Origin of the sequence: Stenotrophomonas sp. SMYL41 (assembly GCF_036319965.1) — a bacterium.
GTDB lineage: Bacteria > Pseudomonadota > Gammaproteobacteria > Xanthomonadales > Xanthomonadaceae > Stenotrophomonas > Stenotrophomonas maltophilia_R.
Genome location: NZ_JAWIRX010000003.1, coordinates 125,770 through 149,841, shown reverse-complemented (window position 1 = coordinate 149,841; position 24,072 = coordinate 125,770). Strand labels below are relative to the sequence as shown.

22 protein-coding genes are annotated in these 24,072 nt (G+C 64.7%); 8 read left to right on the top strand and 14 right to left on the bottom strand.

What is annotated here, in order from left to right:
* Positions 1–10 precede the first annotated feature (10 nt).
* From V3B30_RS04790 to V3B30_RS04760, 7 genes are all read right to left on the bottom strand, one after another.
* Positions 11–397 carry a P-II family nitrogen regulator gene (locus tag V3B30_RS04790; protein WP_049420838.1) on the bottom strand — a complete coding sequence of 129 codons (387 nt, stop codon included), beginning with the start codon at positions 395–397 and terminating at the stop codon, positions 11–13.
* A gap of 66 nt (positions 398–463) precedes the next feature.
* A complete protein-coding gene (locus tag V3B30_RS04785; protein ID WP_234368019.1) occupies positions 464–910 on the bottom strand; it encodes a copper-binding protein in 447 nt (148 codons plus the stop codon).
* Positions 911–994: 84 nt separating this feature from the next.
* Complete coding sequence (locus tag V3B30_RS04780; protein WP_046430565.1) at positions 995–1,351, bottom strand: hypothetical protein; 357 nt, start codon at positions 1,349–1,351, stop codon at positions 995–997.
* 43 nt (positions 1,352–1,394) lie between these two features.
* Positions 1,395–4,559, bottom strand: coding sequence for a CusA/CzcA family heavy metal efflux RND transporter (locus V3B30_RS04775; protein WP_107379587.1), 3,165 nt, complete (start codon positions 4,557–4,559; stop codon positions 1,395–1,397).
* On the bottom strand, positions 4,556–6,040 hold the full coding sequence (locus tag V3B30_RS04770; RefSeq protein ID WP_107431704.1) for an efflux RND transporter periplasmic adaptor subunit: 1,485 nt from the start codon (positions 6,038–6,040) through the stop codon (positions 4,556–4,558). The genes V3B30_RS04775 and V3B30_RS04770 overlap by 4 nt, the downstream gene beginning before the upstream one ends.
* Positions 6,037–7,347 carry a TolC family protein gene (locus V3B30_RS04765; RefSeq protein WP_107379586.1) on the bottom strand — a complete coding sequence of 437 codons (1,311 nt, stop codon included), beginning with the start codon at positions 7,345–7,347 and terminating at the stop codon, positions 6,037–6,039. Before V3B30_RS04765 ends, V3B30_RS04770 begins: the two co-directional genes overlap by 4 nt.
* A gap of 71 nt (positions 7,348–7,418) precedes the next feature.
* On the bottom strand, positions 7,419–7,811 hold the full coding sequence (locus tag V3B30_RS04760) for a hypothetical protein (protein ID WP_107431705.1): 393 nt from the start codon (positions 7,809–7,811) through the stop codon (positions 7,419–7,421).
* Between the two features lie 324 nt (positions 7,812–8,135).
* Between V3B30_RS04760 and V3B30_RS04755 the strand changes: the two genes are divergently transcribed.
* Both V3B30_RS04755 and V3B30_RS04750 read left to right on the top strand, forming a co-directional pair.
* Positions 8,136–9,182, top strand: a complete 1,047-nt coding sequence (locus tag V3B30_RS04755; RefSeq protein ID WP_107431706.1) for a DNA-binding protein — start codon at positions 8,136–8,138, stop codon at positions 9,180–9,182.
* Between the two features lie 203 nt (positions 9,183–9,385).
* Entirely contained in the window at positions 9,386–10,216 is an 831-nt protein-coding gene (locus tag V3B30_RS04750; RefSeq protein WP_026070028.1) for a DUF4198 domain-containing protein, read from the top strand.
* Between the two features lie 104 nt (positions 10,217–10,320).
* Here the strand turns inward: V3B30_RS04750 and V3B30_RS04745 are convergent, their stop codons facing one another.
* From V3B30_RS04745 to V3B30_RS04725, 5 genes are all read right to left on the bottom strand, one after another.
* A complete protein-coding gene (locus V3B30_RS04745) occupies positions 10,321–13,461 on the bottom strand; it encodes a CusA/CzcA family heavy metal efflux RND transporter (RefSeq protein WP_005413407.1) in 3,141 nt (1,046 codons plus the stop codon).
* Positions 13,458–14,972, bottom strand: a complete 1,515-nt coding sequence (locus tag V3B30_RS04740) for an efflux RND transporter periplasmic adaptor subunit (protein ID WP_262082611.1) — start codon at positions 14,970–14,972, stop codon at positions 13,458–13,460. The genes V3B30_RS04745 and V3B30_RS04740 overlap by 4 nt, the downstream gene beginning before the upstream one ends.
* The gene (locus V3B30_RS04735) at positions 14,969–16,222 is read right to left on the bottom strand and encodes a TolC family protein (protein WP_329809630.1); all 1,254 of its coding nucleotides are present in this window, start codon (positions 16,220–16,222) and stop codon (positions 14,969–14,971) included. Before V3B30_RS04735 ends, V3B30_RS04740 begins: the two co-directional genes overlap by 4 nt.
* Positions 16,223–16,346: 124 nt before the next feature.
* The gene (locus tag V3B30_RS04730) at positions 16,347–16,742 is read right to left on the bottom strand and encodes a hypothetical protein (protein ID WP_107379584.1); all 396 of its coding nucleotides are present in this window, start codon (positions 16,740–16,742) and stop codon (positions 16,347–16,349) included.
* Positions 16,743–16,879: 137 nt separating this feature from the next.
* Positions 16,880–17,140 (bottom strand): cation transporter, encoded by a 261-nt coding sequence (locus tag V3B30_RS04725; RefSeq protein ID WP_019184715.1) that lies wholly within the window; start codon positions 17,138–17,140, stop codon positions 16,880–16,882.
* Between the two features lie 294 nt (positions 17,141–17,434).
* On the opposite strand from V3B30_RS04725, the gene V3B30_RS04720 reads away from it, so the two are divergent.
* The 5 genes from V3B30_RS04720 to V3B30_RS04700 all read left to right on the top strand — a co-directional run bounded on the left by V3B30_RS04720 (position 17,435) and on the right by V3B30_RS04700 (position 21,497).
* Positions 17,435–17,728: a BPSL0761 family protein gene (locus V3B30_RS04720; protein ID WP_223224794.1), complete on the top strand. Its 294-nt coding sequence runs from the start codon at positions 17,435–17,437 to the stop codon at positions 17,726–17,728.
* A gap of 2 nt (positions 17,729–17,730) precedes the next feature.
* A complete protein-coding gene (locus V3B30_RS04715; RefSeq protein ID WP_049401588.1) occupies positions 17,731–18,672 on the top strand; it encodes an SseB family protein in 942 nt (313 codons plus the stop codon).
* Positions 18,673–18,959: 287 nt separating this feature from the next.
* Positions 18,960–20,183, top strand: coding sequence for a cation transporter (locus V3B30_RS04710; protein WP_234368018.1), 1,224 nt, complete (start codon positions 18,960–18,962; stop codon positions 20,181–20,183).
* Positions 20,072–21,076 carry an HAD-IC family P-type ATPase gene (locus tag V3B30_RS04705; protein WP_329809639.1) on the top strand — a complete coding sequence of 335 codons (1,005 nt, stop codon included), beginning with the start codon at positions 20,072–20,074 and terminating at the stop codon, positions 21,074–21,076. Before V3B30_RS04710 ends, V3B30_RS04705 begins: the two co-directional genes overlap by 112 nt.
* Before the next feature lie 40 nt (positions 21,077–21,116).
* Positions 21,117–21,497: a flavodoxin gene (locus V3B30_RS04700; protein ID WP_262082612.1), complete on the top strand. Its 381-nt coding sequence runs from the start codon at positions 21,117–21,119 to the stop codon at positions 21,495–21,497.
* 573 nt (positions 21,498–22,070) lie between these two features.
* On the opposite strand, the gene V3B30_RS04695 is transcribed toward V3B30_RS04700, so the two are convergent.
* A complete protein-coding gene (locus V3B30_RS04695) occupies positions 22,071–22,775 on the bottom strand; it encodes a DUF6265 family protein (RefSeq protein WP_329809633.1) in 705 nt (234 codons plus the stop codon).
* Here V3B30_RS04695 and V3B30_RS04690 point away from each other — a divergent pair.
* Complete coding sequence (locus V3B30_RS04690; protein WP_329809634.1) at positions 22,656–23,471, top strand: helix-turn-helix transcriptional regulator; 816 nt, start codon at positions 22,656–22,658, stop codon at positions 23,469–23,471. The genes V3B30_RS04695 and V3B30_RS04690 overlap by 120 nt on opposite strands.
* Positions 23,472–23,490: 19 nt before the next feature.
* On the opposite strand, the gene V3B30_RS04685 is transcribed toward V3B30_RS04690, so the two are convergent.
* Positions 23,491–23,970, bottom strand: a complete 480-nt coding sequence (locus tag V3B30_RS04685) for a GNAT family N-acetyltransferase (protein ID WP_262082627.1) — start codon at positions 23,968–23,970, stop codon at positions 23,491–23,493.
* Between the last annotated feature and the right edge of the window lie 102 nt (positions 23,971–24,072).

Here is a 24,072-nt window from a genome sequence, read left to right as displayed (position 1 = left end):
GTGGTTGCCATTACGGACCCATGCCGTACGAGGCTGCGTGAAGCCCTCCCGTACGGCCGCGGCTAGCCAACACATCGGGCAACGTGTCGTCGCCTTTCGGGACGCGGGAAAACCACTCGACCGGCTTGTCCGCCACGATGCCCGCACCCGGCAGGTCGGAGCGCGCGACTTCCATGATGGTCCGAATCAGCGCGTCCGCCTTCGGCACCTCCACGTAGAACTCCATCTTGAGGTAATCGGACAGATGATCGCGCGATAGAAAATCGACGCCGTCGTGCTCGCCCATGCCGCGGACCTTGATCACGGTCATCCCGCGTATTCCCAGATCCCGGAGCGCACCTTCCGGCGCAGTCAGTACATCGGGCCTGACGATGGCAACCACATGTTTGAAGTTCATGCGAGTCTCCTCCGAAGCGAGGACCGAGAGGCAGCCACGCGCCGCCTCTCGGAATGATGCAATGGCCTATTTCATCGGCGTGATGCGGGTGATGGTGTTATCCGCGCCTTTGGACTCGAATTCGAATTCCACTTTCTGACCGGGCTTCGCCGACGCCAGTTGCTCCGGCGATGCCTTGAACGCCATGGTCATCGCCGGCCACGTCAATGCCTCGACCGGACCGTGGGCGATGGTGATCTTGCCGGCGGCGGCATCCACTGACTCGACGGTCCCCATCGCCAGGGCCATGGTCGCCGCCTGGGCATCACCGGCCATTTGCTTGTGCTCGGCTTCGGTCATCTGCATGTCGGCGGCGCTTGTGGTTGCGGTGGCCGATGTGTCGGCGGATGACGGCGCTTCATTCGGCATCGGCTGCTGCGTTGCCTCGGGCATGGGTTGATCTTCCGCGTTGCCGGGCTGTTGCGAACAGGCGGCCAGCAGGACGGTGAAAAACAGAACGGCTTGAAGTTTCATGTGGATCTCCTTTGGTTGGTTGAGCGGGATTTGAACAACACGCAGTGGCGGCACATTCGGCTGCCACGAAACGAAGAAGCGATTTCACTTGGGCGTGGCATCTCCCAGCGCAGGGAATACCTGGTCGTATCGGCGTGCCTTGCCTTGCACCAAACGAGCCTCGACGCAGCGTCCGGAGACCGACGTACCGATTTCCGCCTTACCGACACGGCGCTCGCGGAAGGTGGGCGCAAACTTCGGATTACCGAACTGCTCGCGCCGCACCAGTTGCACGGCCTGTCCGGCGCTGGGCGGGGTGTCTTTCGGGCCGGAGCACACCTGAAGATCACTGCCCGACACGGTCGAGACCGTGCCGAGCCGGTACGCCGGATTCAATGAGGTGCAGGCGCTCAGCAACCCGCCGACGATGGTGAGAAGAGCGATGACTAGAGAACGGTTCATGACGAATCTCCAACGCAAGGAGTGAGTGGACCCAACGCGCCACTCACGTCGCGGCGCCCGCCGGCGGCGCGGCGGACGAAGTTCGGGACAAGGTGCGACCACGCAGCAGGCGGTACGCGGCCGGAATGACCAGCATCGACAACAGGGGCGCGGTCACCATCCCCCCGATCATCGGTGCGGCGATGCGCTGCATGACTTCCGAGCCGGCACCCCCACCGATGAACAAGGGCAGCAGGCCGGCGAGGATCACCGCAACCGTCATCGCCTTCGGCCGCACGCGCAGCACCGCGCCTTCGCGGATCGCCGACTCCAGCGTCGCGAGAGTTTCCGGTTCGCCGGCAGCGAGGCGCTGCTCCCAAGCGTGGCGCAGGTACAGCAGCATGATCACGCCGAATTCGGCCGCCACGCCGGCCAGTGCGATGAAGCCGATCAAGGTCGCGATCGAGATGGCATGGCCCAGCATCCAGATCAGCCACAGCCCGCCGACAAGCGCCAGCGGCACGCTCAGCAGAATGATCGCTGCCTCGCTGAAACGTCGGAACACCAGGTAGATGAGCAGGAAGATGATTGCCAGTGCAGCCGGCACCACCCACTGCAAGCGGGCCAGTGCCCGCGCCAGGTATTCGTACTGGCCCGACCAGGCGATGCCGTAACCCGGCGGCAGCTGGATGTCCTTTGCCGTGCGCTGCTGCAGGTCCTTCACCACCGAACCGAGATCCCGGCTGGCAACGTCGACGAAAATGTAACCAACCAGGCGCCCGGCCTCGCTCTTGAGCATCGGCGGACCAGGCGTCAGCGTCAGGTCGGCCACTTGCCCCAACGTGAGTTGCACGCCCCCCGGAGCGACCAGCGGCAACTGCGCCAGCGCCGCCAGCGAATCGCGTTGCCCGCGCGGGTAGCGCACCACAATGGGATAGCGTTCGCGCCCCTCGATGGTTTCGCCGATGGGATCGCCACCGACCACCGTGGCGATGAGCTGCTGCAGGTGGGCCTGGCTCAAGCCATAGCGGGCCGCGACGTCCGGACGGATGCGGACATCGACGTAGCGACCGCCGGTCACGCGCTCGGCCAACGCGGAACTCACGCCGGGCACCGTTTTCGCCAAGCGTTCGAGTTTGTTGCTGATCTGCTCGATGACCCGGGTATCCGGCCCCGACACCTTGATGCCGATCGGGCTCTTGATGCCGGTGGCGAGCATGTCGATGCGGTTGCGGATCGGCGGCACCCACAGGTTCGTCAGGCCGGGGATCTTCACCGCGGCATCCAGCTCCTGACGCAGCTTCTCCGGCGTCATGCCGGGCCGCCATTGGTCGCGCGGCTTGAACGTCACCGTGGTTTCGAACATCTCGATCGGCGCCGGGTCGGTGGCCGTATCGGCGCGGCCGGCCTTGCCGAACACGTGCGCGACCTCGGGCACGGTCTTGATCATGCGATCGCTCAATTGCAGCAGCTGCCCGGATTTGCCCGCCGACAGGCCGGGTAGCGCCGTGGGCATATACAGCAGCGTGCCCTCATCGAGCGGCGGCATGAACTCGCTACCGATCCGTGCATAGGGAATGGCGGTGAGCAGCAGCAACACCCCACTCAAACCCAAGGTCAGCCGCGGATGCCGCAAGACCCAATCCAGCACCGGCCGGTAGCCGGCGATCAGCACGCGATTGATCGGGTTCGTCTGCTCGGGGCGGATGCGGCCGCGGATCAGGTAACCCATCAGCACCGGGATCAGCGTCACCGACAAACCGGCGGCGGCCGCCATCGCGTAGGTCTTGGTATAGGCCAGCGGCGAGAACAGCCGGCCCTCCTGGGCCTGCAGTGCGAACACCGGCACGAACGACAGGGTGATCACCAGCAGGCTGGCGAACAGCGCCGGACCGACTTCGCTGGCCGAGACGGCCATCAGTTCCCAGCGTTCCTCGCCCTCCGGGTCGCGCCCGTGGATTTCGCGCCAGTGTTCCAGGTGCTTGTGTGCGTTCTCGATCATCACCACCGCGGCGTCTACCATCGCGCCGATGGCGATGGCGATGCCGCCCAGCGACAGCAGGTTGGCGGTGATGCCCTGATAGCGCATCACGATGAAGGCCGCGAGCACACCCAGCGGCAGCGTGACCACTGCCACCAGTGCCGAGCGCAGGTGCCAGAGAAACAGCGCGCACACCAGCGCCACCACCAGGAACTCCTCGCCCAGCTTGTGAGTGAGGTTGCGCACCGCCTGATGGATCAGCTCGGAACGGTCGTAGACCGGCACGATCTCCACCCCTTTCGGCAAGCTGATCTGCAACTGCTTCAGCCGCGCCTTGACGTTCTCGATCGCGCTCAACGCGTCCTTACCGGTGCGCAACACAATCACGCCACCGGCCACTTCCCCTTCGCCGTCGAGTTCGGCGATGCCGCGCCGGAAGGTGGGACCGCGGGTGACCGTCGCGACCTCGCCGAGCAGGACCGGCACACCGGTGGCGGTGCTACTGATCGGTACGCGCTCGAACTCTTCGCGGCTGCGCAGATAGCCCTCGCTGCGCACCATCAACTCGGCTTCGCCCTGTTCGATCACCGAACCGCCGGTGGCACCGTTGGCGGCGTCGACCGCATCGATCACCTGTGCCACGGTGATGCCGCGGGCCGCCAACGCCTGCGGATCGGGCACGATCTGCCAGGCGCGCACCATGCCGCCGACGCTGGCGACTTCGGCCACGTCGGGCACGGTCTTCAACTCGTAGCGCAGGAACCAGTCCTGCAAGGCGCGCAATTGTCCGAGATCGTGCTGGCCGGTGCGGTCGACCAGCGCGTACTCGTAGATCCAGCCCAGGCCGGTAGCGTCGGGCCCGAGGGCAGGACTGACGTCCGCGGGCAAGCGGTCGCGCACCTGACTCAGGTACTCCAGCACGCGCGAGCGCGCCCAGTACAGGTCGGTGTCGTCGTCGAACAGGACGTAGACGAAGGAATCGCCGAAGAACGAGAAGCCGCGCACGGCGGTGACGCCGGGCACCGACAGCATCGTCGTGGTCAGCGGATAGGTGACCTGGTCCTCGACGATGCGCGGCGTCTGGCCGGGCCATTCGGTACGGATGATGACCTGGGTGTCGGACAAATCCGGCAGCGCATCCAGCGGCGTGTGCAACATCGACCACAGGCCGGCGGCCGCGAGCAGCATGGCCGCCATCAGCACCAGGGCACGGTTGGCGATGGAAGCGCGGATCAGCCGGGCGATCATGGCTGCTCTCCCGCGCGTTCTTCGATCGGCTCAAGCCGTTCCACCGTCAGTCCCTTGGCGTCGGAGCGGACGAAAACGCGTACGCGGTCGCCAGCCTTGAGGCCCTTGGCCACGTCCGGATTCGCCAGCGGAAACGCCATCGTCATGCCCTGCATGTTCAATGTCGGGAACGGGTCGTGCTCGAGGGTGATCTTTCCGTCCGCGATGGCCTCGACGGTGGCCTCGGCTTCATGCAGAACCGCTTGGCCCGCGGCCCTGGACGTCTTGGCCGTTTCGAGACGTCCGAGCAACCCCGACAGGCTGGCCTCGGAGTCGATCAGGAACTGGCCGGATACGATCACGCGCTCGCCGCCCGTGAGTCCGGCGAGGATCTCGGTGCGGCCGCCGGCACTGCGCCCGGTGCGCACGCGTACCGGACGGAACCCGCCGTCCGCCTCCTGCACGATCACGCGGCTGTCCGTGCCGGTGGCGATCAGCGCCTCGGTCGGCACCAACGCCACCGGTGCGCCCCCTTCGGGCTGCACCGTCACCTCGGCAAACATGCCCGGCGCCAATACGCCGTCGGGATTGCGCAGCACGATGCGGGCCTGCTGCGTGCGGCTGGCCATATCGACTTGCGGCAATAGCGTCTCGACTTCGCCGCTGAAGGTCTGCCCCGGCACCGCGCTGACGACCGCCTCAACCGGTGTGCCCGGTCGCAACCGCGCCACGTCGGCCTGAGGAATCGCCGCCTCCAACCACAACGTGGCCGTGCCGTTGACGCGGAACAGGGGTGTGCCCGGCATTACCGCCTGGCCGTCGCGGGCCAGCACTTCGGTGACGACACCATCGTGCGGCGCGCTCAAGGTCACGCTGCCATCGCGGCCCAGGCCGCTGGGAACGCCGAGCACGCGCAGCCGTTGCTGCGCGGCCGATCGCAGTTCCCGCGCCGCTGTCGATTGCGCCTGCCGCAGCGCCTGCGCTTCGGCCAAGGCACTGCTCCAGCCCGGTGCCAACAGCGCCGCCAGCGGCTGACCCCGCGCGACCTTCGTGTACGGCGCCTTGACCCGCACCCGGCTCACCAGGCCTTCGGTCACCGCGCTGACCACGGCCTCCCGACGCAGATCCCAGGCCAGCGTGCCCGGCACGCGCACGGTGGCCGTCAGCCGGCCGACCTCGACCGCCTCGGTGCGGATGCCCACGCTCTGCCGCAGGCCCGGGTCGATGCTGATGCCACCACCGGCGACTTCGTCGGCGTACTTGGGCACCAGTTGCATGTCCATGAAGGGCGACTTGCCCGGCTTGTCGAAGTGCTGGTCCGGCACCATCGGGTCGTACCAGTACAGGACCTCGCGCTCGCCAGCTTCGGCCGCCGGCGCATCGGCCATCGCCATGTCGTGGCCGCTGCCACGTCGGGCCCACCAGTAGCCGCCGGCTAAACCGACCACCAATAGCGCGGCCGCAGCGGCGATCATCGCCACTCGGTTCATCGTGTAGGTCATGGTGAGGGTTCCTCTTCGGGCAGCAGGTAGGCCAGCGCTGCCCAGGCGCGGCCGAGGTCGCCCAGATGGCGGGCGTGTTCGAGGTGCAGTTCGATTTCGTCGCGGCGCGCTTCCAGCCACGGTTGCAGGCCGGCGCCGGCGGCATAGGCGGCCAGCGCCGTCTGCGCGCGGTCATGGGCCAGCGGGAGGGATTCGGTTTCCTTGCGGGCGACTTGCCGCTTGAGTCCTTCCCATTCAGCCAGGGCCTTGCGCACGCGTTCGGCCTGCGCACGACGGGCGTCCTCGCGCTCGGCGGCCACCGCGTCCAACTCGGCCCGCCGCGCGGCCACGCCGCGATCCTGCCGATCACGCGTGAACAGCGGCAGGTCGATCGCGAACTCGACCATCAGCATGTCGCTGCGTGGCACGCCTTCGGGCGTGCGCTCGCGCTGCCCGTAGGTCACGCCGAGGCTCCAGTCCGGCCGCTTCTCGGCGATGGCGGCGGACACTTCGGCCTCGGCCATCGCTTCGCGCGAGTGCCACGGCAGCAGCGGCCCCTGCCGATCGATCGAGGCCAGCAGCGCGGCCGGGGCGACCGGCAGTCCCGTCAGTTCCGGTGGTGCGCCCTCGATGCGCAGCGCTGCCGGGTCTTCGCCCAGCCAGCGCGCCAAGCCGGCACGCGCGGCTTCCAGCGACGCCTCGGCGGCGTCGATGCGGTTCTCCAGTTCAAGCGCGGCATTTCGCGTCGCCATCGCATCGACAGCCGAACCGGTGCCGCCGGCGAGCCGTGCCTTGACGGCGCGGACGGCGACGTCGGCCGGCTCCCGCAGCGCTTGCAACGCCGCGACTTCCCGTTGTGCCGCCCACAGGGCGATCCAGGCTTGCGCCACGGCCTGACGCACGGCGAGTCGTTCGGCTACCGACAGCGCCTGCGCCTGTTCGACGGTGCGGTCGGCCACCGCCTGACGCGCCTGGCGCTTGGCACGGGCTGGGAATTCCTGCATCACGCCGACCTGCTTCATGGTCATGTCGTCGGTGCGGAAGTCGAACGCGTCCGCGCCGGTGACTGGCCAATTGGCAAGGCCCAGTTTCAGCTGGGGATCGGGCAAGGCGGCTGCGCGGGCCGCTTCTTCGCGACCCGCCGTCACTTGCGACTGGCGCGCCTGAAGCATCGGGGCGCGCTCGGCCGCGATGCGCAGTGCATCGTCAAAGGACAGATCGGTCGCCGCGGACCAACCGGGAACAAGAACCAAGCCGAGGGCGAGCCACCACGCGGTAGGCCGACGACGGTTGCCGCACCAGCGGCGCAATGGAAAGAAAAGAGACATGAGACCTCCGAACACGCAACGACGAGCGCGCCGCCGGCATCGGCAGCGCGAGAACGGGTCGCGGTCGGGGTCTAGATCTGCAGGCTACAGAAGCGCTGCGCCGGCGGTGGGTCGGACCGGCAGGTGGGCACGTCTTCGTAGTACTGGGCTTCCACCGGCGGCAGCAAGGCCGAGGTCAAAGCGAAGTGCAACGGTGGCAGGGCCAGCGGAGGCACTTGTGGCGCCTTTGCGTCCGGGCTGGTGACGTGGTCGCGCTGGCAGTGCTGATCGCACAGCGCCGGCGCCTGCGGATCGGGCATCTCCATGCCTTCGCAGCCAGCCATGACCATCTGAGGCGCCGGGGGCGTTTCGCTGACGGGGCACGCATAAGCGGCCAGCGCGACCTGCTGGAACAACAGCGCCAGCAATGCCAGCCAGGCAAAGCGCAGGCGGAGCGAACGGGTCCGGAATGCACGCAGCTTCATCGGTGACCCTCGCAATGCAACGCGGCAACAACCCGAGCAAACGAGCGCTGGTTACGCGTGACAGGGGCCAAGGAAGAGAGCATTGCCAAGTGAGCATAACGCTGCGGACTGCTGCTTGGAAGCGCGGCGCATTCCGGAAGTTCCCGGGGATTGGGTGGTTTCGTACTGCGTGACGTCTGTCTGACGCGTCGGGCGGAGCCTGAGGCGGGATAAACCACTATTATCCCGCTTTAATTTGTGGCTCTCTTTTCGGCCATTCTCCGGTTTGAACGGTACGTAATTACGTGGTATGTAATACGTTACGAAATAGTCTGGGAGGCGGCCATGGCCCGCGGCGGGTTGTACAAGAGCGAGGTACAGAAGGCCCGCGACACCCTGCGGGCGCAAGGCAAGCACCCGTCGGTCGACGCGGTGCGGGTGGCACTGGGTAACACCGGCTCCAAGACCACCATCCACCGCTACCTCAAGGAACTGGACGAAGAAGAGGGCCAGGGACTCGGCGCCAAGGTGGCGATCAGCGATGCCCTGCAGGATCTGGTCGGTCGGCTCGCGGCGCGGCTGCACGAAGAAGCCGAGGCGGTGATCACCGAAGCTCAGCAGCGCTTGGCGGCGCAGTTGCAGGAGCGCAGCGACGCGTTGGAACGGGCCCGGCAGGAAGCGACCGCGCTGCGCGACCAGTTGCAGCGGACCGAAACGGCCTTGCACGACGCGCGGAGCGCCCATGCTTCGGACCGGCAGGCGTTGGCCGAGCGGATTACCGAAGTCGCCCAGCTCGGCGAGCGCATCACCGGACTGACCGCCCGCCTTGCCGAGCACGAGGCCCACGTGCAGTCGCTGGAAGAGAAGCACACCCACGCCCGCGAGGGGCTGGAGCACTACCGGACCTCAGTCAAAGAACAACGCGAGCAGGAACAGCGCCGCCACGAGCACCAGGTGCAAGAGCTGCAGGTGGCGCTGCGCCAGGCCAACGAGGCGCTGACCGCCAAGAACCACGAACTCCTGCAGCTCAACCGCGACAACGGCCAGTGGCTGGAGCGCCACGGGCGCTTGGAGCGAGAACTGGCCGATGCCCGCCGCGGCATCGAGGTCCAGCAGAAGGAATTGGATGCCTTGCGGCTGACGGCCGCAGAGCATCAGGCGCTGAAGGGACGGTGGGCCGAAGACGTACAGGCCTTAGAGGCTGCGCGGGTCGAACTGACCAGCGCTCGCGCCGAAGCGACCAAAGAACGGGAACGTCGCGAGCAAGCCGAAGCTGACGCCTTGCGCGCCGGTGTGCGTCTGGAAACACTGGAGCAGCTACTGGCGCAGCTGAAACCCGAACAGGCTGTTGCCGACACGGCATTCGCCGGGAAAGGGCGTGATCGTGGGTAAAGACCACGCGAAGCGTTTTTAATCCGGCAACCACATGATTCCACAAAGGAAATCGGATTCTATGGGGCATTTTTACACGTATCTCGGCTGAACCCCAACCCCAACGCCAACACCGACACCATGACGTACGACTTGCTGGGTCGTCGCTGGAATGTCCGCTTTGGTTACCACTGGTAAGCCACGATCACGAGGAGCTACACATCATGAGAAACACGCAACTATCCGCCACACTACTGCTGTTCGCTGTGGCCGGCAGTGCCGGTGCGCACGACCTGTTTGTCGCTTTCTCCAAGCCTGGCACCGCAGCGGGCGAGGCGAACACCGCCTTGGTGAACAACGGCACCTTCGATGAAAGTGCTGGCGCAGTCACCCGAGCGCGTCTACAGGACGTTTCGCTGAGCCAGGACGGTGCCAAGGCCGCCCCGGACCTGGCCAGTTGGAAAGAGATCGGCAAGCAAAGCCAGCTCACCGTCCATCCGGCGGGCGAGGGCACCTATCTGCTGGGTGTCTCGACGATGGCTTCCACCAGCACACGTACGGCCAGCGAGTTCGGCAAGTACCTGGAGCTGGAAGACTTGCCCGATACGCTGGCCACCTATGACGCAAGCAAGTTCCCCAAAGGGGTCACCTATAGCTATACCAAGCATGCCCGTGCCATTGGACAGGTGGGCACGAAACTGACCGACGACTTCGCTGCCTCGCTGGGCTATCCGTTGGAGATCCGCTTGACCCGCAATCCTGGAAGCGTGAAGGTCGGCGATCAGCTGTCGTTCCAAGTGCTGCAGCAGGGCACGCCAGTGCCCAACCTACGCGTGTACGTCGGTCATCGTGCTGATGCACCGGTCAAGGGCGGGCACGGTAGCGCTACGCTCCTGCGCACCGATGCCCAAGGCCAAGCCAGTTTCCAGGTGACCACCGCCAAGACCTGGTACATCCACACCAATCACATGGTGCCCTCTACACAAAAGGCTTTGGATTTTGTGTCGGATCGGGCGTCGCTGAGCTTTGAGATTTCCCCGCACGCCGGGCACTGACAAGTAGGCACGTAGGCGGTACTCTCCCCTTTGACGCCAGTCATGACTTCTTCCATGACTCGCGTCTTTTTGTGGGGACGGACCTCAGGTGCTCAGTCTGTCTCTCATTGGTCGCCCCGCGCCGCGCGCAATCCACGTCGCCGCACCAGATAGAACGCTGCGGGAATCACCACCATAGAGAGCACCGGTGCGGTGAGCATGCCACCCAGCATCGGCGCGGCGATACGTTGCATGACCTCCGAGCCGGCACCGGCACCAACGAACAGCGGAAACAACCCGGCCAGGATGACGGCTACCGTCATCGCCTTCGGGCGCACCCGTTGCACGGCGCCTTCGTAGATAGCCTCTTGCAGGGTAGACACATCTTCCGGCGCACCGCTGGCCAAGCGCTGCTCCCAGGCATGACGCAGGTACAGCAGCATGATGACGCCGAACTCAGCCGCAACGCCGCCCAGGGCGATGAATCCGATCATGCTGGCCACCGAAATCGCATGGCCCAGCCCCCAGATCAACCAGAAACCGCCCACCAACGCCAAGGGCAAGCTGAGCAGGATGATGGATACATCGCTAAGCCGGCGAAACACCATCCAGATGACCAGGAAGATGATCGCCAACGCCGCGGGCACCACCCATTGCAGGCGTGCCAAAGCCCGTTGCAGATACTCGTACTGCCCCGACCACGCCAGACCATAGCCGGCAGGCAAACTCACCTGGGTCTGCACCGCGGCTTGCAGGTCCTGGACCACCGATCCCAAGTCGCGATCGGCCACATCCACGTAGATGTAGCCCACCAACCGGCCGTTATCGCTCTTGAGCATCGGCGGGCCTGGGCTGATTGACAGCTCCGCCACCTGGCTCAAGGTCAGTTGCACACCGCCTGGCGCGATCAGCGGCAGATCCTGCAAGGCCTGCAACGAGTCACGCTGGCCACGGGGGTAGCGCAAGACGATGGGATAGCGTTCGCGCCCCTCGATCGTTTCCCCGATTGGATCACCGCCAACGACCGTGGCAATCAGTTGCTGGAGTTGGCCTTGAGTGAATCCGTAACGTGCAGCGATTTCCGGGCGCACCTGTACATCGACATAGCGCCCACCCGTGACGCGTTCGGCCAGTGCCGAACTCACGCCGGGCACAGTCTTGGCCACCTGCTCGATCTGCTGGCTCAGGCGCTCGATCTGCTCCACATCGGGTCCGGAGACCTTGATCCCAATCGGGCTCTTGATGCCGGTGGCCAACATATCGATGCGATTGCGAATGGGCGGGACCCATAGGTTGGTCAGACCGGGAATCTTGACCGCTGCGTCCAACTCCTGGCGTAGCTTCTGGGGGGTCATGCCCGGGCGCCATTGATCCCGCGGCTTGAAGGTCACGGTGGTCTCAAACATTTCGATCGGTGCCGGATCGGTCGCACTTTCGGCACGGCCCGCCTTGCCGAACACGTGCTCAACCTCCGGTACGGTCTTGATCATCCGGCCCGAGAGCTGGAGCAACTGACGGGCCTTGTCGGCGGACAGGCCGGGCAGGGCCGTGGGCATGTACAACAGGCTGCCTTCTTCCAAGGGCGGCATGAACTCACTGCCCAACCGGCTAAAGGGGATCAAGGTGAGCACTAGCAGCAGGCCGCTGAGCAGCAAGGTGACACCGGGATGTTTGAGGACCCACAGCAGGATGGGCCGATAGCCAGCGATCAGGATGCGATTGATGGGGTTCTGCTGTTCCGGGCGGATGCGGCCGCGGATCAGGTAGCCCATCAAGACGGGGATCAAGGTCACCGACAACCCTGCTGCGGCGGCCATCGCGTAGGTCTTGGTGTAGGCCAGAGGCGAGAACAATCGCCCTTCCTGCGCCTGCAGGGCAAAAACCGGCACGAAAGACAGGGTGATGACCAGCAAGCTGGCGAACAGGGCCGGTCCGACCTCGGCCGCCGAGCGGGCCATCAGCTGCCAGCGCTCCTCACCCTGAGGTTCCCGGCCGTGCGCCTCCCGCCAGTGCTCCAGATGCTTGTGTGCATTTTCGATCATCACCACCGCTGCATCGACCATCGCACCAATGGCGATGGCGATGCCGCCTAATGACAGCAAGTTGGCGGAGATCCCCTGGGCGTGCATCACGATGAAGGCCGCCAGGATACCCAAAGGCAAGGTGATGACGGCCACCAACGCCGAGCGTAGGTGCCACAGGAACAGCAGGCATACCAGCGCTACGACCAGAAACTCTTCGCCAAGCTTGTGGGTGAGGTTGCGTACCGCATCCTGGATCAGCTCGGAGCGGTCGTACACCGGCACCACTTCCACGCCCTCGGGCAAGCTGGATTGCAACGCCTGCAGTCGCGCTTTGACGTTCCGAATGGCCCCCAAGGCATCCTTGCCGGTCCGCAGGACGATCACGCCGCCGGCCACCTCACCTTGACCATCCAACTCTGCGATACCACGACGGAAGACCGGCCCGCGACTGATCGTGGCCACCTCGCCGAGCAGGACGGGGATGCCGTCGTTGCCGGTTACCGGCACCTGTTCGAACGCCTCCTGTGTGCGCAGGTAGCCTTCGCTGCGCACCATCAGTTCGGCTTCGCCTTGTTCGATCACCGAGCCCCCGGTAGCGCCGTTGGCCGCATCCACCGCCTCGATGAGCTCGGCCACCGTCAGTCCACGGGCCGCCAACGCCTGCGGATCGGGCTGGATCTGCCAGGCGCGCACCGCACCGCCCACACTGGCTACTTCAGCCACGTCCGGCACGGTTTTTAGCTCATAACGAAGAAACCAGTCCTGCAACGCACGCAGCTGCCCCACATCACGTTGACCTGTCCGATCCACCAAGGCGTACTGGTAGATCCAGCCCAGTCCTGTCGCATCAGGACCCAGCGCCGGATTCACATTCGGCGGAAGTCGATCGCGTACCTGGCTCAAGTACTCGAGCACTCGAGAGCGCGCCCAGTAAAGATCAGTGGCATCGTCAAACAGGATGTAGACGAATGAATCACCGAAGAAGGAGAAGCCGCGTACCGCCTTCACGCCCGGCACGGACAACATCGTGGTGGCCAACGGGTAGGTGACCTGGTCTTCGATGATGCGCGGGGTTTGCCCCGCCCATTGCGTGCGGATGATGACCTGGGTATCGGACAGGTCCGGCAGCGCATCCAGCGGCGTGTTCTTTACCGACCAGATACCGACCACCGCCAGCAGCGCGGCGGCAACCAGCACCAGCACGCGATTGGCGATGCAAGCATGGATCAGGCGCGCGATCATGGTGTGCCCTCCATCGCTTCGGACATGACCTCGCTTGCCTGGCAATCAGCGGCTGCGGCGGGGCCGAACTTGGGTACCAACTGCATATCCATGAACGGTGACTTGCCCGGCTTGTCGAAATGCTTCTCCGGCACCATCGGGTCATACCAGTACTGCACCGGGCAGCGCGGCGGCGTAGAGGTGGAGGTGTCTGGCGCGACAGGCGCCGGCTGTCTGGACGGTGACGGCACGACAGTGCGTGGTTCGTGCCCGGCGTCATGGCGCTCGTGCACACCTGATGCGCTGGCAGGGCGTGTCGGTTGTGCAGCACCCAGGCGCTCCAACGCACCGGAGAGACTGGCTTCGGAGTCGAGCAAGAACTGACCCGAGACGACCACGCGTTCACCACCGGCCAAGCCTGCCACGATCTGCGTGCGCCCTTGCACGCTACGTCCCACACTCACCCGCACTGGCCGGAAGCTCCCGTCCGGATCCTGCACGATGACCCGGCTGTCCCGCCCGGTGGCGATCAGCGCCTCCGTGGGAACGACTGGCAGGGCCTGCTCGGCGTCGGGCTGCACCAGAACCTCGGCGAACATGCCCGGCACCAGCCGACGCTGCGGGTTGCGCAGCACAATTCGCGCCCGCTGCGTGCGACTAGCCATGTCGATCTGGGGAAGCAACGCCTGGATCTGTCCGGCAAAGCGCTCTGCCGGCCAGGCACTGACCGTGGCCTGCACTGAGGTCCCCGGCCGCAAGGTGCCCAGCGCTGCCTGGGGTACCGAGGCCTCCAGCCACAACGTGTCCAGCCCATTGATCTTGAACAGTGGCGTACCGGGCATCACCGTCTGTCCCTCGCGTGCCAGGATCTCGGTCACGACACCACTGTGGTCTGCGCTAAGCACGACGCCACTTCTGGCCGAGGCGCCAGAAGGAACACCCAACGAACGCAACCGTTGTTGCGCCGCACCCTGCAGCTCACGCGCGCCCGCGGACTGAGCTTGGCTCAGGGCATGTGCTTCGGCGATGGCCGCGTTCCATGCCGGGGCCTGCACGGTGGCCAGCGTTTGACCACGACGAACCTCGGTAAACGGCGCCTTTACCTGCACGTGGGTGATCAAGCCTTCCATGCGCGCACTGATCACGCTTTCCTGGGTCAGATCCCACGTCAGTGTGCCCGGCACGCGTACGGCAGTCCCTAGTAACTCTACCGTCACTTCCTGAGTGCGTATGCCCACGTTCTGCTGCAGGCGCGGATCGATCTGCGTTCCGCCCCCTATGGCCTCATCTGCGTATTTGGGCAGCAACTCCATATCCATGAACGGAGATTTGCCCGGCTTGTCGAATCGCTGCTCTGGCGCCATGGGGTCGTACCAGTACAGCACCTTGCGTGCTTGATCTGCGACGCTCGTGCCGGGGGGCGGGGTGGTATCAGAGGTTCGAGTCATCCAGGCGTAGCCGCCGGCAAAGCCGAGCGCCAGCAACCCGAGGGCCACGGCGAGCTGTGTGAGACGCGTCTTGGTCGGGCTCATGGCGTGTTCTCCTCATGGGGTAGCAGATAGGCCAGTGCCGCCCAGGCACGGCCCTGTTCGCCCAGCAGACGGGCGTTCTCCAGGTGCAATTCGATCTCATCGCGCCGCGCTTCCAGCCACGGCTGCAGGTCGGCACCGGCGCCGTAGGCGGCCAACGCCGTGCGTGCACGATCGCGCGCCAAAGGCAGGCTCTGCGTGTTCTGGCGCTCCAACTGGCCGGTTAACCCGCGCCATCGCGCTATCGCGCGTTGCACCGACTCGGCTTGGATGCGCCGGGCCTCATCGCGCTCTGCGGACACCGCCTCCAGCTCGGCCCGCCGTGCCGCGATGCCTCGTGCTTGGCGGTTCTTCTGGAACAGCGGCAGGCCCACACCCACTTCCACCATGAGCATGTCGCTGCGCGCCATGCCGTCGGGTGCGCGCTCGCGACGTCCGTAGGTGAGCTCCACACTCCAATCCGGGCGGGTTTCGGCCACGGCCGCATCCACCTGGGCCTGGGCTAAGCTCTCGCGTGCCTCCCAGCCCAGTAGTGGCGTGTGTTGGTCCAGTTTGGCCAGCAGTTGGGTGGGCTCCAATGGCAACTGCGAAAAATCCGGTGCCGCACCACTGGCCAAGATCGCCTCTGGTGCAATACCCAACCACCGCGCCAGGCCGGCCTGCGCGGCGGCGTGCTCCGCATGTACCTGCTCCAGGCGATTGTCCAACTGCAGTAGGGCGGCCTGGGCGGCAAGCACATCACTGGCCCCGGCCGTGCCGCCTGCCAAGCGAGCACGCGCCGCACGCTCGGCTATACGGGCCGGCTCGCGCAGACCTTCCAACGCATCTACGGCTTGCTGCGTACTCCACAGCTCGATCCAGGCCAGCGCGGCCGCTTGGGCCACCATCTGCTGTTCGGCCATCGACAGTGAGCGCGCTTGCGCCAGCGTCGCTTGCGCCAACGCGTGCTCGGCACGTCGTTTCGCACGCGCAGGAAACTCCTGCATCAAACCGACTTGCTGGGTGGTCATCTCATCGGCCCGCAGGCTGAAGGCATCGGGTCCGCTGACGGGCCAGTTCGCCAGCCCCACGATCAAACGTGGGTCGGGAAGCGCGCCAGCACGCGCGGCTTCTTCGGTACTGGCATCGATCTGCGATCGGCGCACCTGCAGGGTTGGGGCGTTAGCAAGCGCCCGTTGTAGGGCTTCTGTGTAGCTGATCGGGATAGCGGGCGATGCCGCCAGCACAGGACCACTGAGCGCCAGGGCAAACACGAACCCACACGCCATCTTGCGCCTTGCACGCAAGAAGAAAGACATCTCCATAAGACCTCCGGGAAACGACAACGAGCGCGCTGCAACGCATGCAGCACGAGCACGGGTCAATCCAGGAGGGGGCTTAAATCAGCAGGCTACAGAAGCGCTGCAGGGGAGGCGGATCGGACACGCACACCGGAACATCCCGATAGAACTGCGCGTGTACCGGTGGCAACAGAGCCTGCACCAGCGCGAAGGCGGCCAGCGCGGGCTGGTAAGGCACTTGAGGGGCCTTCGCATCGGCCGTGGCGATGTGATCGCGCTGGCAATGCTGGTCGCACAACGCCGGAGCATCGGGATCCGGCGTGGACATCTCTTCGCAACCGACCATCAGGATCGCTTGTCCAACTTCCACCGATTCCAGCGGACAGGCGTAGGCCACCAACGCCAGTTGCTGCAGCAGCAGCGCCCACAGTCCCAGCCATGCCAGTCGGGCACGAGAACGGGGTCGCCGCCATCGCCTCAGCAGCTTCACCATGACAGCTCCCGCACGCCCGAAGCAGCCCCTGCGGACGCTGGGCAGATCAGGGCAGGGGACGTGCGAGCTCTCATGATGGCCAGTCTGGCCCTCTTGGGGCCGACTGGCATTGATCAGGATCAAGCTCTCGCGCGGACTCAGCGGTGGCATCCGCCGCAGCAGGAGGATGCGGCCGGGGCGGCCGGCGTACCAGCCTCAGAAAGAAGCACGGCGGCGATCACATAGCCTTGCCGCTGGATGGCCTCAACCGCCTGTTCTACGGCAAGCAGGCCCTCGACCTTGACCACGCCACTGCCCAGATCGACGACCACCTGGGCGTGGGGGTCAAGGGCCTGAATGGCTTGGGTGACCGTTCGGACACAGTGACCACAGGTCATACCTTCAACAACGAGATTCATGGACAACCCTCCAAAAGCATCGGCGGTTTGCCGACGGTGTCACGATGAGCCTTCCCACGGTGGGAAGGTCAAACGACAGGCAAGTTGAGTGGTGATCCGTCCCGCGTTGTTGACCTTCCCATCATGGGAAGGCTCAGGCTACCTGCTCGTTCCTATTGGCCCTCACTCCATGGACATAACGCTCACTTATGCGAATTAAGTTATTGATTATATTACATTAATACAGGAATCGCAAGGTCTGTAGTTGCACCGTGCCCTGGCCGGCCACAAACGCGATAAGCTAAGCATTCCTTAGTGCTAGTCATTCTTGATGTCATGACGATGCCATCTGAGCGCACCCGCAATGTGCTGCAGGCGGGCGCGTTCCTCAGGCAGCTAGCGGCCAGCCAAGCCGTGCCTAAAGAGGTGCGGCAAGAGGCATATCGACTGCTGCGGCACTATCCAACCGTCAGCGACATCGAGGCGATTGCTGAGCACGAAGAGCGGCTGCGAGCGCTGACCCAGTCGGCCTTCGTACGACCCTACCTGAGCAGCGAGATCGAGGCGGATTGGTTCTCCGGGTACCCGCTTGGCCCTCATCGCATCTGACCATGAAGCAACCGAGCAGGCCGCGTGGAAGAGGGACTACGTCTGCGGAGACAGCGCTGGAGGCTTCCTTTGAACGGGCCCGCGACAGTGCAGCCGAGGAACGCGCATTCTTCAAGCGACTGATGGATGCGATCGTGTACGTGCATGCGCCCATCTCGGACGACGCGCAGACACTGCGGCTGGTCCAGTTCCGCCATCCTGACGGTTTCGATGCGATCCCTTTCTTTACCTCGCTCGACAAGGCGCAGGCGGCCAGCTCGTCTGCTGTCAGAATTCTGGGAGTTTCAGGCCGTGAGCTGCTAACCGGTACTCGCGGCGCGACGTTGATGCTCAATCCCAACTACGGCGGCGTTGTCCTGTACCCGGAAGAGGTTGCGACATTGTTGGATACGGGCTTTCTGGCCAGGGTGGAACGTCTCGCGCCGGCGGAGTTCGCGGTGAGACCTGCCCAGGCCGCGCCGGCTTGGCTCGCTCCGGCCATCAGCGGCAGCCTTGAGCACGCCGACTTCGTCTCGTCGGCCTATCTCCTGGAAACTCACTCGTCAGGGGGCGTCGAACAGCCTCCCGGTCTGTTGATCTGGCTGGTGGTGGACCTGGCTTTCGCCGAGCGGGCGGCTCGTCTGGTGACCACCGCCATACAGCCCTTATGCTCAGATTTGGACGTCATCATCGACTTGGCGGTCCACGACGTATCTCTGCCTTTGCCGGCGGGCTTGGATGATCCCCAGATCCTGCCCATATTTTTTCACGAGAATCAAGCCAACTTGAGCACAGCTCATCGGCCTATGAGCCCTGAAGATAAGCTACTAGCACTCCTTCCGGGATTGACCGAGGAAGAGAAGGAACGGCGGACCCGCGAGGGTATGGCCGACGTCGACGCTGGACGTACGATCCCGCACGAGGAACTACTGCAATGGATCAGGCGACGGTCAGAGCCTTCTTGAAGGTTTCCGTTGGGTCAGGAGCGTGGAAACTCTTGAATCCAATATTCAAGAAGGGCACGCGTGCCTGAGCAGTACTCCAGGAATGCCTGTGTCACGCGGCTTCTGGTTCAATCAAGCCTAGGTCTGTAATCCACGAACTGCCTGACGTCGAGGGGTGTTTCCTCGTTGAATCATGGTGTTAGAGACGATTCGGCTGTTTTTCTCACGAATCCCTGCCGACCTTCCTGTTGACCTTCCCATCATGGGAAGGCTCAGGCTAGCTGCTCGTTCCTATTGGCCCTTACTCCATGGACATAGCGCTCACCCCGCCGCAGCCGGCGCCTGCGGACATCCATCGCTTCAGTGTCGCCGGCATAATCTGTGCCTCATGTGTAGGCCGGGTAGAGCGCAGCTTGCGGGCCGTTGCCGGCGTGAGCGATGCCTCGATCAATCTGGCCACAGAAGTGGCCGAGGTAACCGCGCCGGCGGCCGCGTTGCCCGCCTTGATCGCGGCGGTGAAGCAGGCCGGTTATGAGGTTGCGAGCCAGGAGCGGGATCTGATCATCGAAGGGATGACCTGCGCTTCATGTGTGGCACGGGTAGAGCGTGCGCTGCGTGCTGTGCCGGGCGTGATGGAGGTGTCGGTCAATCCGGCCACCGAGCGTGCGCGCATACGGGCCACGTCACTGGTGGAGGTCACATCTCTGGTTGCCGCCGTCAGCGCAGCGGGTTATCGCGCGATCGAACCGCAGACACTGGAAGGCAAGATCGATACAGCGCCGGCGCGCCAGGCGCTCAGTGGTGACACCCTCAAACTACTGATCGCTGCGGCCCTGTCCCTGCCGTTGGTCGTCCCGATGCTGGGATGGGTCGCAGGTCAGCACTGGATGCTGCCGGGCTGGATGCAGTTCTTGCTCGCAACGCCGGTGCAGTTCTGGATCGGTGCGCGCTTTTATCGCGCCGGATGGCACGCCCTTCGCGCCGGCACGGGCAACATGGATCTGCTGGTCGCTTTGGGGACCAGCGCCGGTTATGGGTTGAGTGTCTATCACTTGTTCAATGATGCCGGACACCACGGCGATGCCGCGCTGTACTTCGAGACCTCGGCGGTCATCATTACCTTGATCCTGCTGGGCAAGTGGTTAGAGGCCCGCGCCAAGCAACAGACCACGCAAGCGATCCGGGCCTTGCAAGCACTGCGGCCAGCCACCGCACGCGTGTATCAGGACGGACAAGAGCGCGAGGTTGCCGTCTCGGACATTGTCAGTGTGCGGCCAGGCGAGCGCATCCCCGTGGATGGCGTGATCGCGGAGGGCCGCACACACGTCGATGAGCCCCTGATCACCGGGGAGTCCATGCCCGTGGCGCGCGGGGAGGCCGATCGCGTCACCGGTGGGCTATCAATGGCGAAGGCCGCATCTTGGTACGCACACTGGCCATCGGCGCCGAAACCGCGTTGTCCCGGATCATTCGCCTCGTGGAGGATGCACAGGCCAAGAAGGCACCTATTCAGCGAACCGTGGACCGGGTGAGCGCGACCTTCGTGCCGGTAGTGATCGGCCTGGCTTTGCTCACGCTGCTCGGCTGGGGTCTGGGAACGGGTGATTGGAACCAGGCGATCCTGAGCGCGGTAGCGGTGCTGGTCATCGCATGCCCGTGCGCGCTGGGGTTGGCGACCCCGACCGCGATCATGGCCGGCACCGGCGTGGCCGCCCGAGCGGGCATTCTGGTCAAGGATGCCGAAGCGCTGGAAGTGGCACGTACCGTAAAGGTGGTGACCTTCGACAAAACAGGCACTTTGACCCAAGGACGTCCGGTACTTACCGAAGAAACTGCCACCCGTGGCCACGCGGCCGATCTGTTGCCGTTGGCGGCGGCCCTGCAGCAAGGCAGCGAGCATCCCTTGGCCAAGGCTGTACTGAGCGCAATGGGCCAGCGCGCCATTCCGCTCGCACGCGACGTGCAGGCGGTGCCTGGCCGTGGCATCACCGGCAAGGTGGATGGCAGGAACCTGTTGCTGGGCAGTACCCGTATGATGCTTGAGCATGGCGTGGCGCTCACGGCATTGCAGACCCGGGCCGACCTACTCAGCCAGACCGGCCACACGGTGTCCTGGCTGGCAGAGCAGGGCACCGATCATCCGCAATTGCTCGGCATACTGGCCTTTGAGGATCCACCGCGTCTGGGTGCAGCTGCGGCCGTGCAACGGCTGCACGCGCTGGGTCTACGCACCGTCATGATTTCTGGAGACAACCCCGGCGCGGCCGCCTCGGTGGCCAAGGTGCTGGGCATCCAAGAGGTGCGCGCCAATGTACGCCTGAGCAGAAAGCTGCGTTGGTCGCTGAATTGGCTCAGTCGGCACCGGTGGCCATGGTTGGCGATGGTGTCAACGATGCGCCAGCGCTGGTTACCTTCAAACGGTTGAGCAGGCTAGGCGTGAGCGCGAGCAAGGCTACCTTCCGCCCTTGGCTACAAATGAGCGATCCATTGATCGCTACCACACGGTGATGCTCGGCTATCCCATCTTGGGGGAGTCGTTGCCGCCAGTTATTGCGTCATTCCTGTCAGCGCACAGTCTTGCCGGGAAGAAGCTCTATCAGTTCGTAACCCACGGCGGCTATGGGCTCGGGCGCAGTCAAAGACAGGTGATCGAACTGGCACCCGACGCGAACCTCGAGTTAACGAGTGGCTGGCATCCACAGGTCTTGACGGATAGCCAGCCTCCACCAATCCACAACAAGCTCTTGCACGAACCAGCGCGCCATGCCAGGGGCGGACCAAGGAAATTGCCGACTGGGGTAGGGTGCAGATCAGATCGGATTTTGGACCGTCGAGGCGTAATCTAGAGACATCCGGCACAACGCTGTCACAGCCCTAGGTCGAGGATCCGGTCCCGCGGCCAGATGCGCCCAGGCTTGCCAGACCTAGTTCAGAAGGCCTACCGATCTCGATAGCGCTGAAGCTAGATAGGTGATGATCCTGCAGCAAGAATGCACACTCTATGGCGCGGCATTTGCGCATCAGTAATTTCTACCTTGCGGCCGCCAGCAACAACAAATGTCTGCAACCGGCCGTCTTGCACTGAAATTGTCTGCCTCAAAAGCTGAAATCTCTGCAATGGCACACTAAGAGTGTTTGCGATGAACAATACAACCGGCCCAAGGGCCGGTCAAGTCGATGCGTTGGTGCGGGTCGAACTCAATCATGCCGCGATCTCATCCTTGGCCGGGGACTGAGGGCGGAGGCAAGAGCCGAGCCAGAGGCCAGCCATTGCCACGCTGAGCCGACAAAGGCCCAGATTTGGCGGATATTCGATTTCGCATAATGTATATTATGTTCACAGCGGGATCGCCGCCCAAGCGACCGGAGCCTTCCCAGCCCTCAGATCCCAAAGCCTCACCTTGGGCCATCTTGCCCACTCAATCCCCACAACGACGATAGTCAAACGGAATCCGCAGGATCTTCCCATCATCTGCCGGACCGGAGATGCTCGCCTTCAGCGCAGTGCCATCACGCCGGTACTCGATGCGCTTCGGGAAGTCATGCTGCGGGTTCTCGAACACCACCCAGTTTTCGCCGTGGTCAGCAATGACGAATGTGGTTGGCGCCACGCCATTGGGCTGCACATGCAGGCCAGCCGCTTTGCCTGCAGGCACTAGGCGCATGTACTCGAATGACTCCATATCGCCGTGGCTCAGCGTGCGCGACATCCCAAGCAATGCGCCGCCGGCCTCGGGCAGCCAGACCTCATCAAGCCTGCGCTCCTCGGTGCCGCCACACCAATGCCCGGCCAGCCAATCGAACTCGGCCGGTGCAGCCATGGCCGCGCCGCTTCCCAACGCCAGGCCTGCGCCCAGCACCGCCACCTTCGACTTCAACATGTACAGACCTCCTGGATGGATTGGCTGCAGGCTAGCGGCAGGGCCGCCAAGGGCGCTTGTAAAAATGCGCAGGATGGCGTCCGATGCCGCATGGACTACCGCGAGCACCCTGCCCCCGGCGACCTGCGCCGTCATGTCCAGTGCCTCTGGTGGCTGCGGGACGAAGCCCCCGGCCATGACGTGCAGGTCATCTATCCCGATGGCCGCTGCGAGTTGCTGGCGGAACTGGGCGTGCCGCTGCATCTTCATGGGGCAGATGGCCGGATCCGCTCCGATCTGCCGTTCTGCTTCGCTGCACAGCAATGCGGCCCGATTCGTCTGCAGGCTGTCGGCCCGGTTTCCTGCATCGGCGTGCGCCTGCAGCCGGCCGCGAGCGCCTTGATTGCCGGCGTCCGCCTGCCCGGGCTTCGCGACCAGGCGCCGGACCTGTACACGCTGGATGCCATCTTTGCCGAGACCTTCAGCGCCGCCGCGCGGGCAAGCGCCGCCAGCGGAACGCCCGAGCCCCTCTGGCAGGTGCTGCGGGATCGTTGTGCCGGCTTCGCGCTGGACGAGCGCATCGAACTGGCCGTTGCGGGACTGGATGCAGCGGAAGGCGCTCTGCGCATCGCCGAACTGGCACGGCGGCTTGGCATGTCCCTGCGTGGCTTGCAGTCGCGTTTTCTGGCGGCCGTGGGCATGACCCCGAAAGAATATGCCCGGGTTTGCAGGCTGCAGGCTCTGTTGCACACGCTGGATGGAGAAGCCACCAGCATCGCCTCCGCTGCGGCGCGCCACGGTTACAGCGACCAGGCCCATGCCACGCATGACCTGGTGCGCTGGACCGGCGTCACGCCCGGCCGACTGGCCGACGCGCTGCGCGGCGATCGTGGCAGTAACGATGCACTGCGGCTGGCAGCGGCCTTCGTGCGTGGAAGCAGTGTCGCCCGCTCACCGTGAGCCCCTGCCCTGCGTCGACCTACAGGAACCGGTGCATCACATATACGTCAACCAACCCCAGCGCCCGATGCCGGAACGCCGCCGGTAGCGTCCCGACCACGGCGAAGCCAAGCTTCCGGTACAGCTCAACCGCTGGCGCATTGGTGCTGACCACGTAGTTGAACTGCATGGCCAGGAACCCCTCCGATCTGGCGCGATCCAAGCTGTGTTCCACCAGCGCCCGCCCGACGCCACGCCCTTGCGTCAGCGGGTCGACCACGTAGGTGGCACTGGCGACGTGCGCGCCCAGGTCCGGGAAGTTGGCACCCATCTTGTACATTCCGGCCACGCGCCCCTCCAGAACGGCCACAAAGGCCGGCTGCACCCCGAACCAGTGGCTCCGAAAGGTTCCGGCCTCGAAGGTGCCGGCGAACGGAAGCGAATCCTCCGTCGCAATGGCCGCCTTGAAGATCGCCCACATGGCGTCGAAGTCACCGGCGGTGGCAGCTCGGATCTCCATGCGATTCCCCGCGGTTCGGCATAGTGGGCAAGGCGGACACTAGCAGAATCCAGCACGTGCCCCGCACCCGCTTCACGCGCCACCGCCATCAGTTCCGCAATA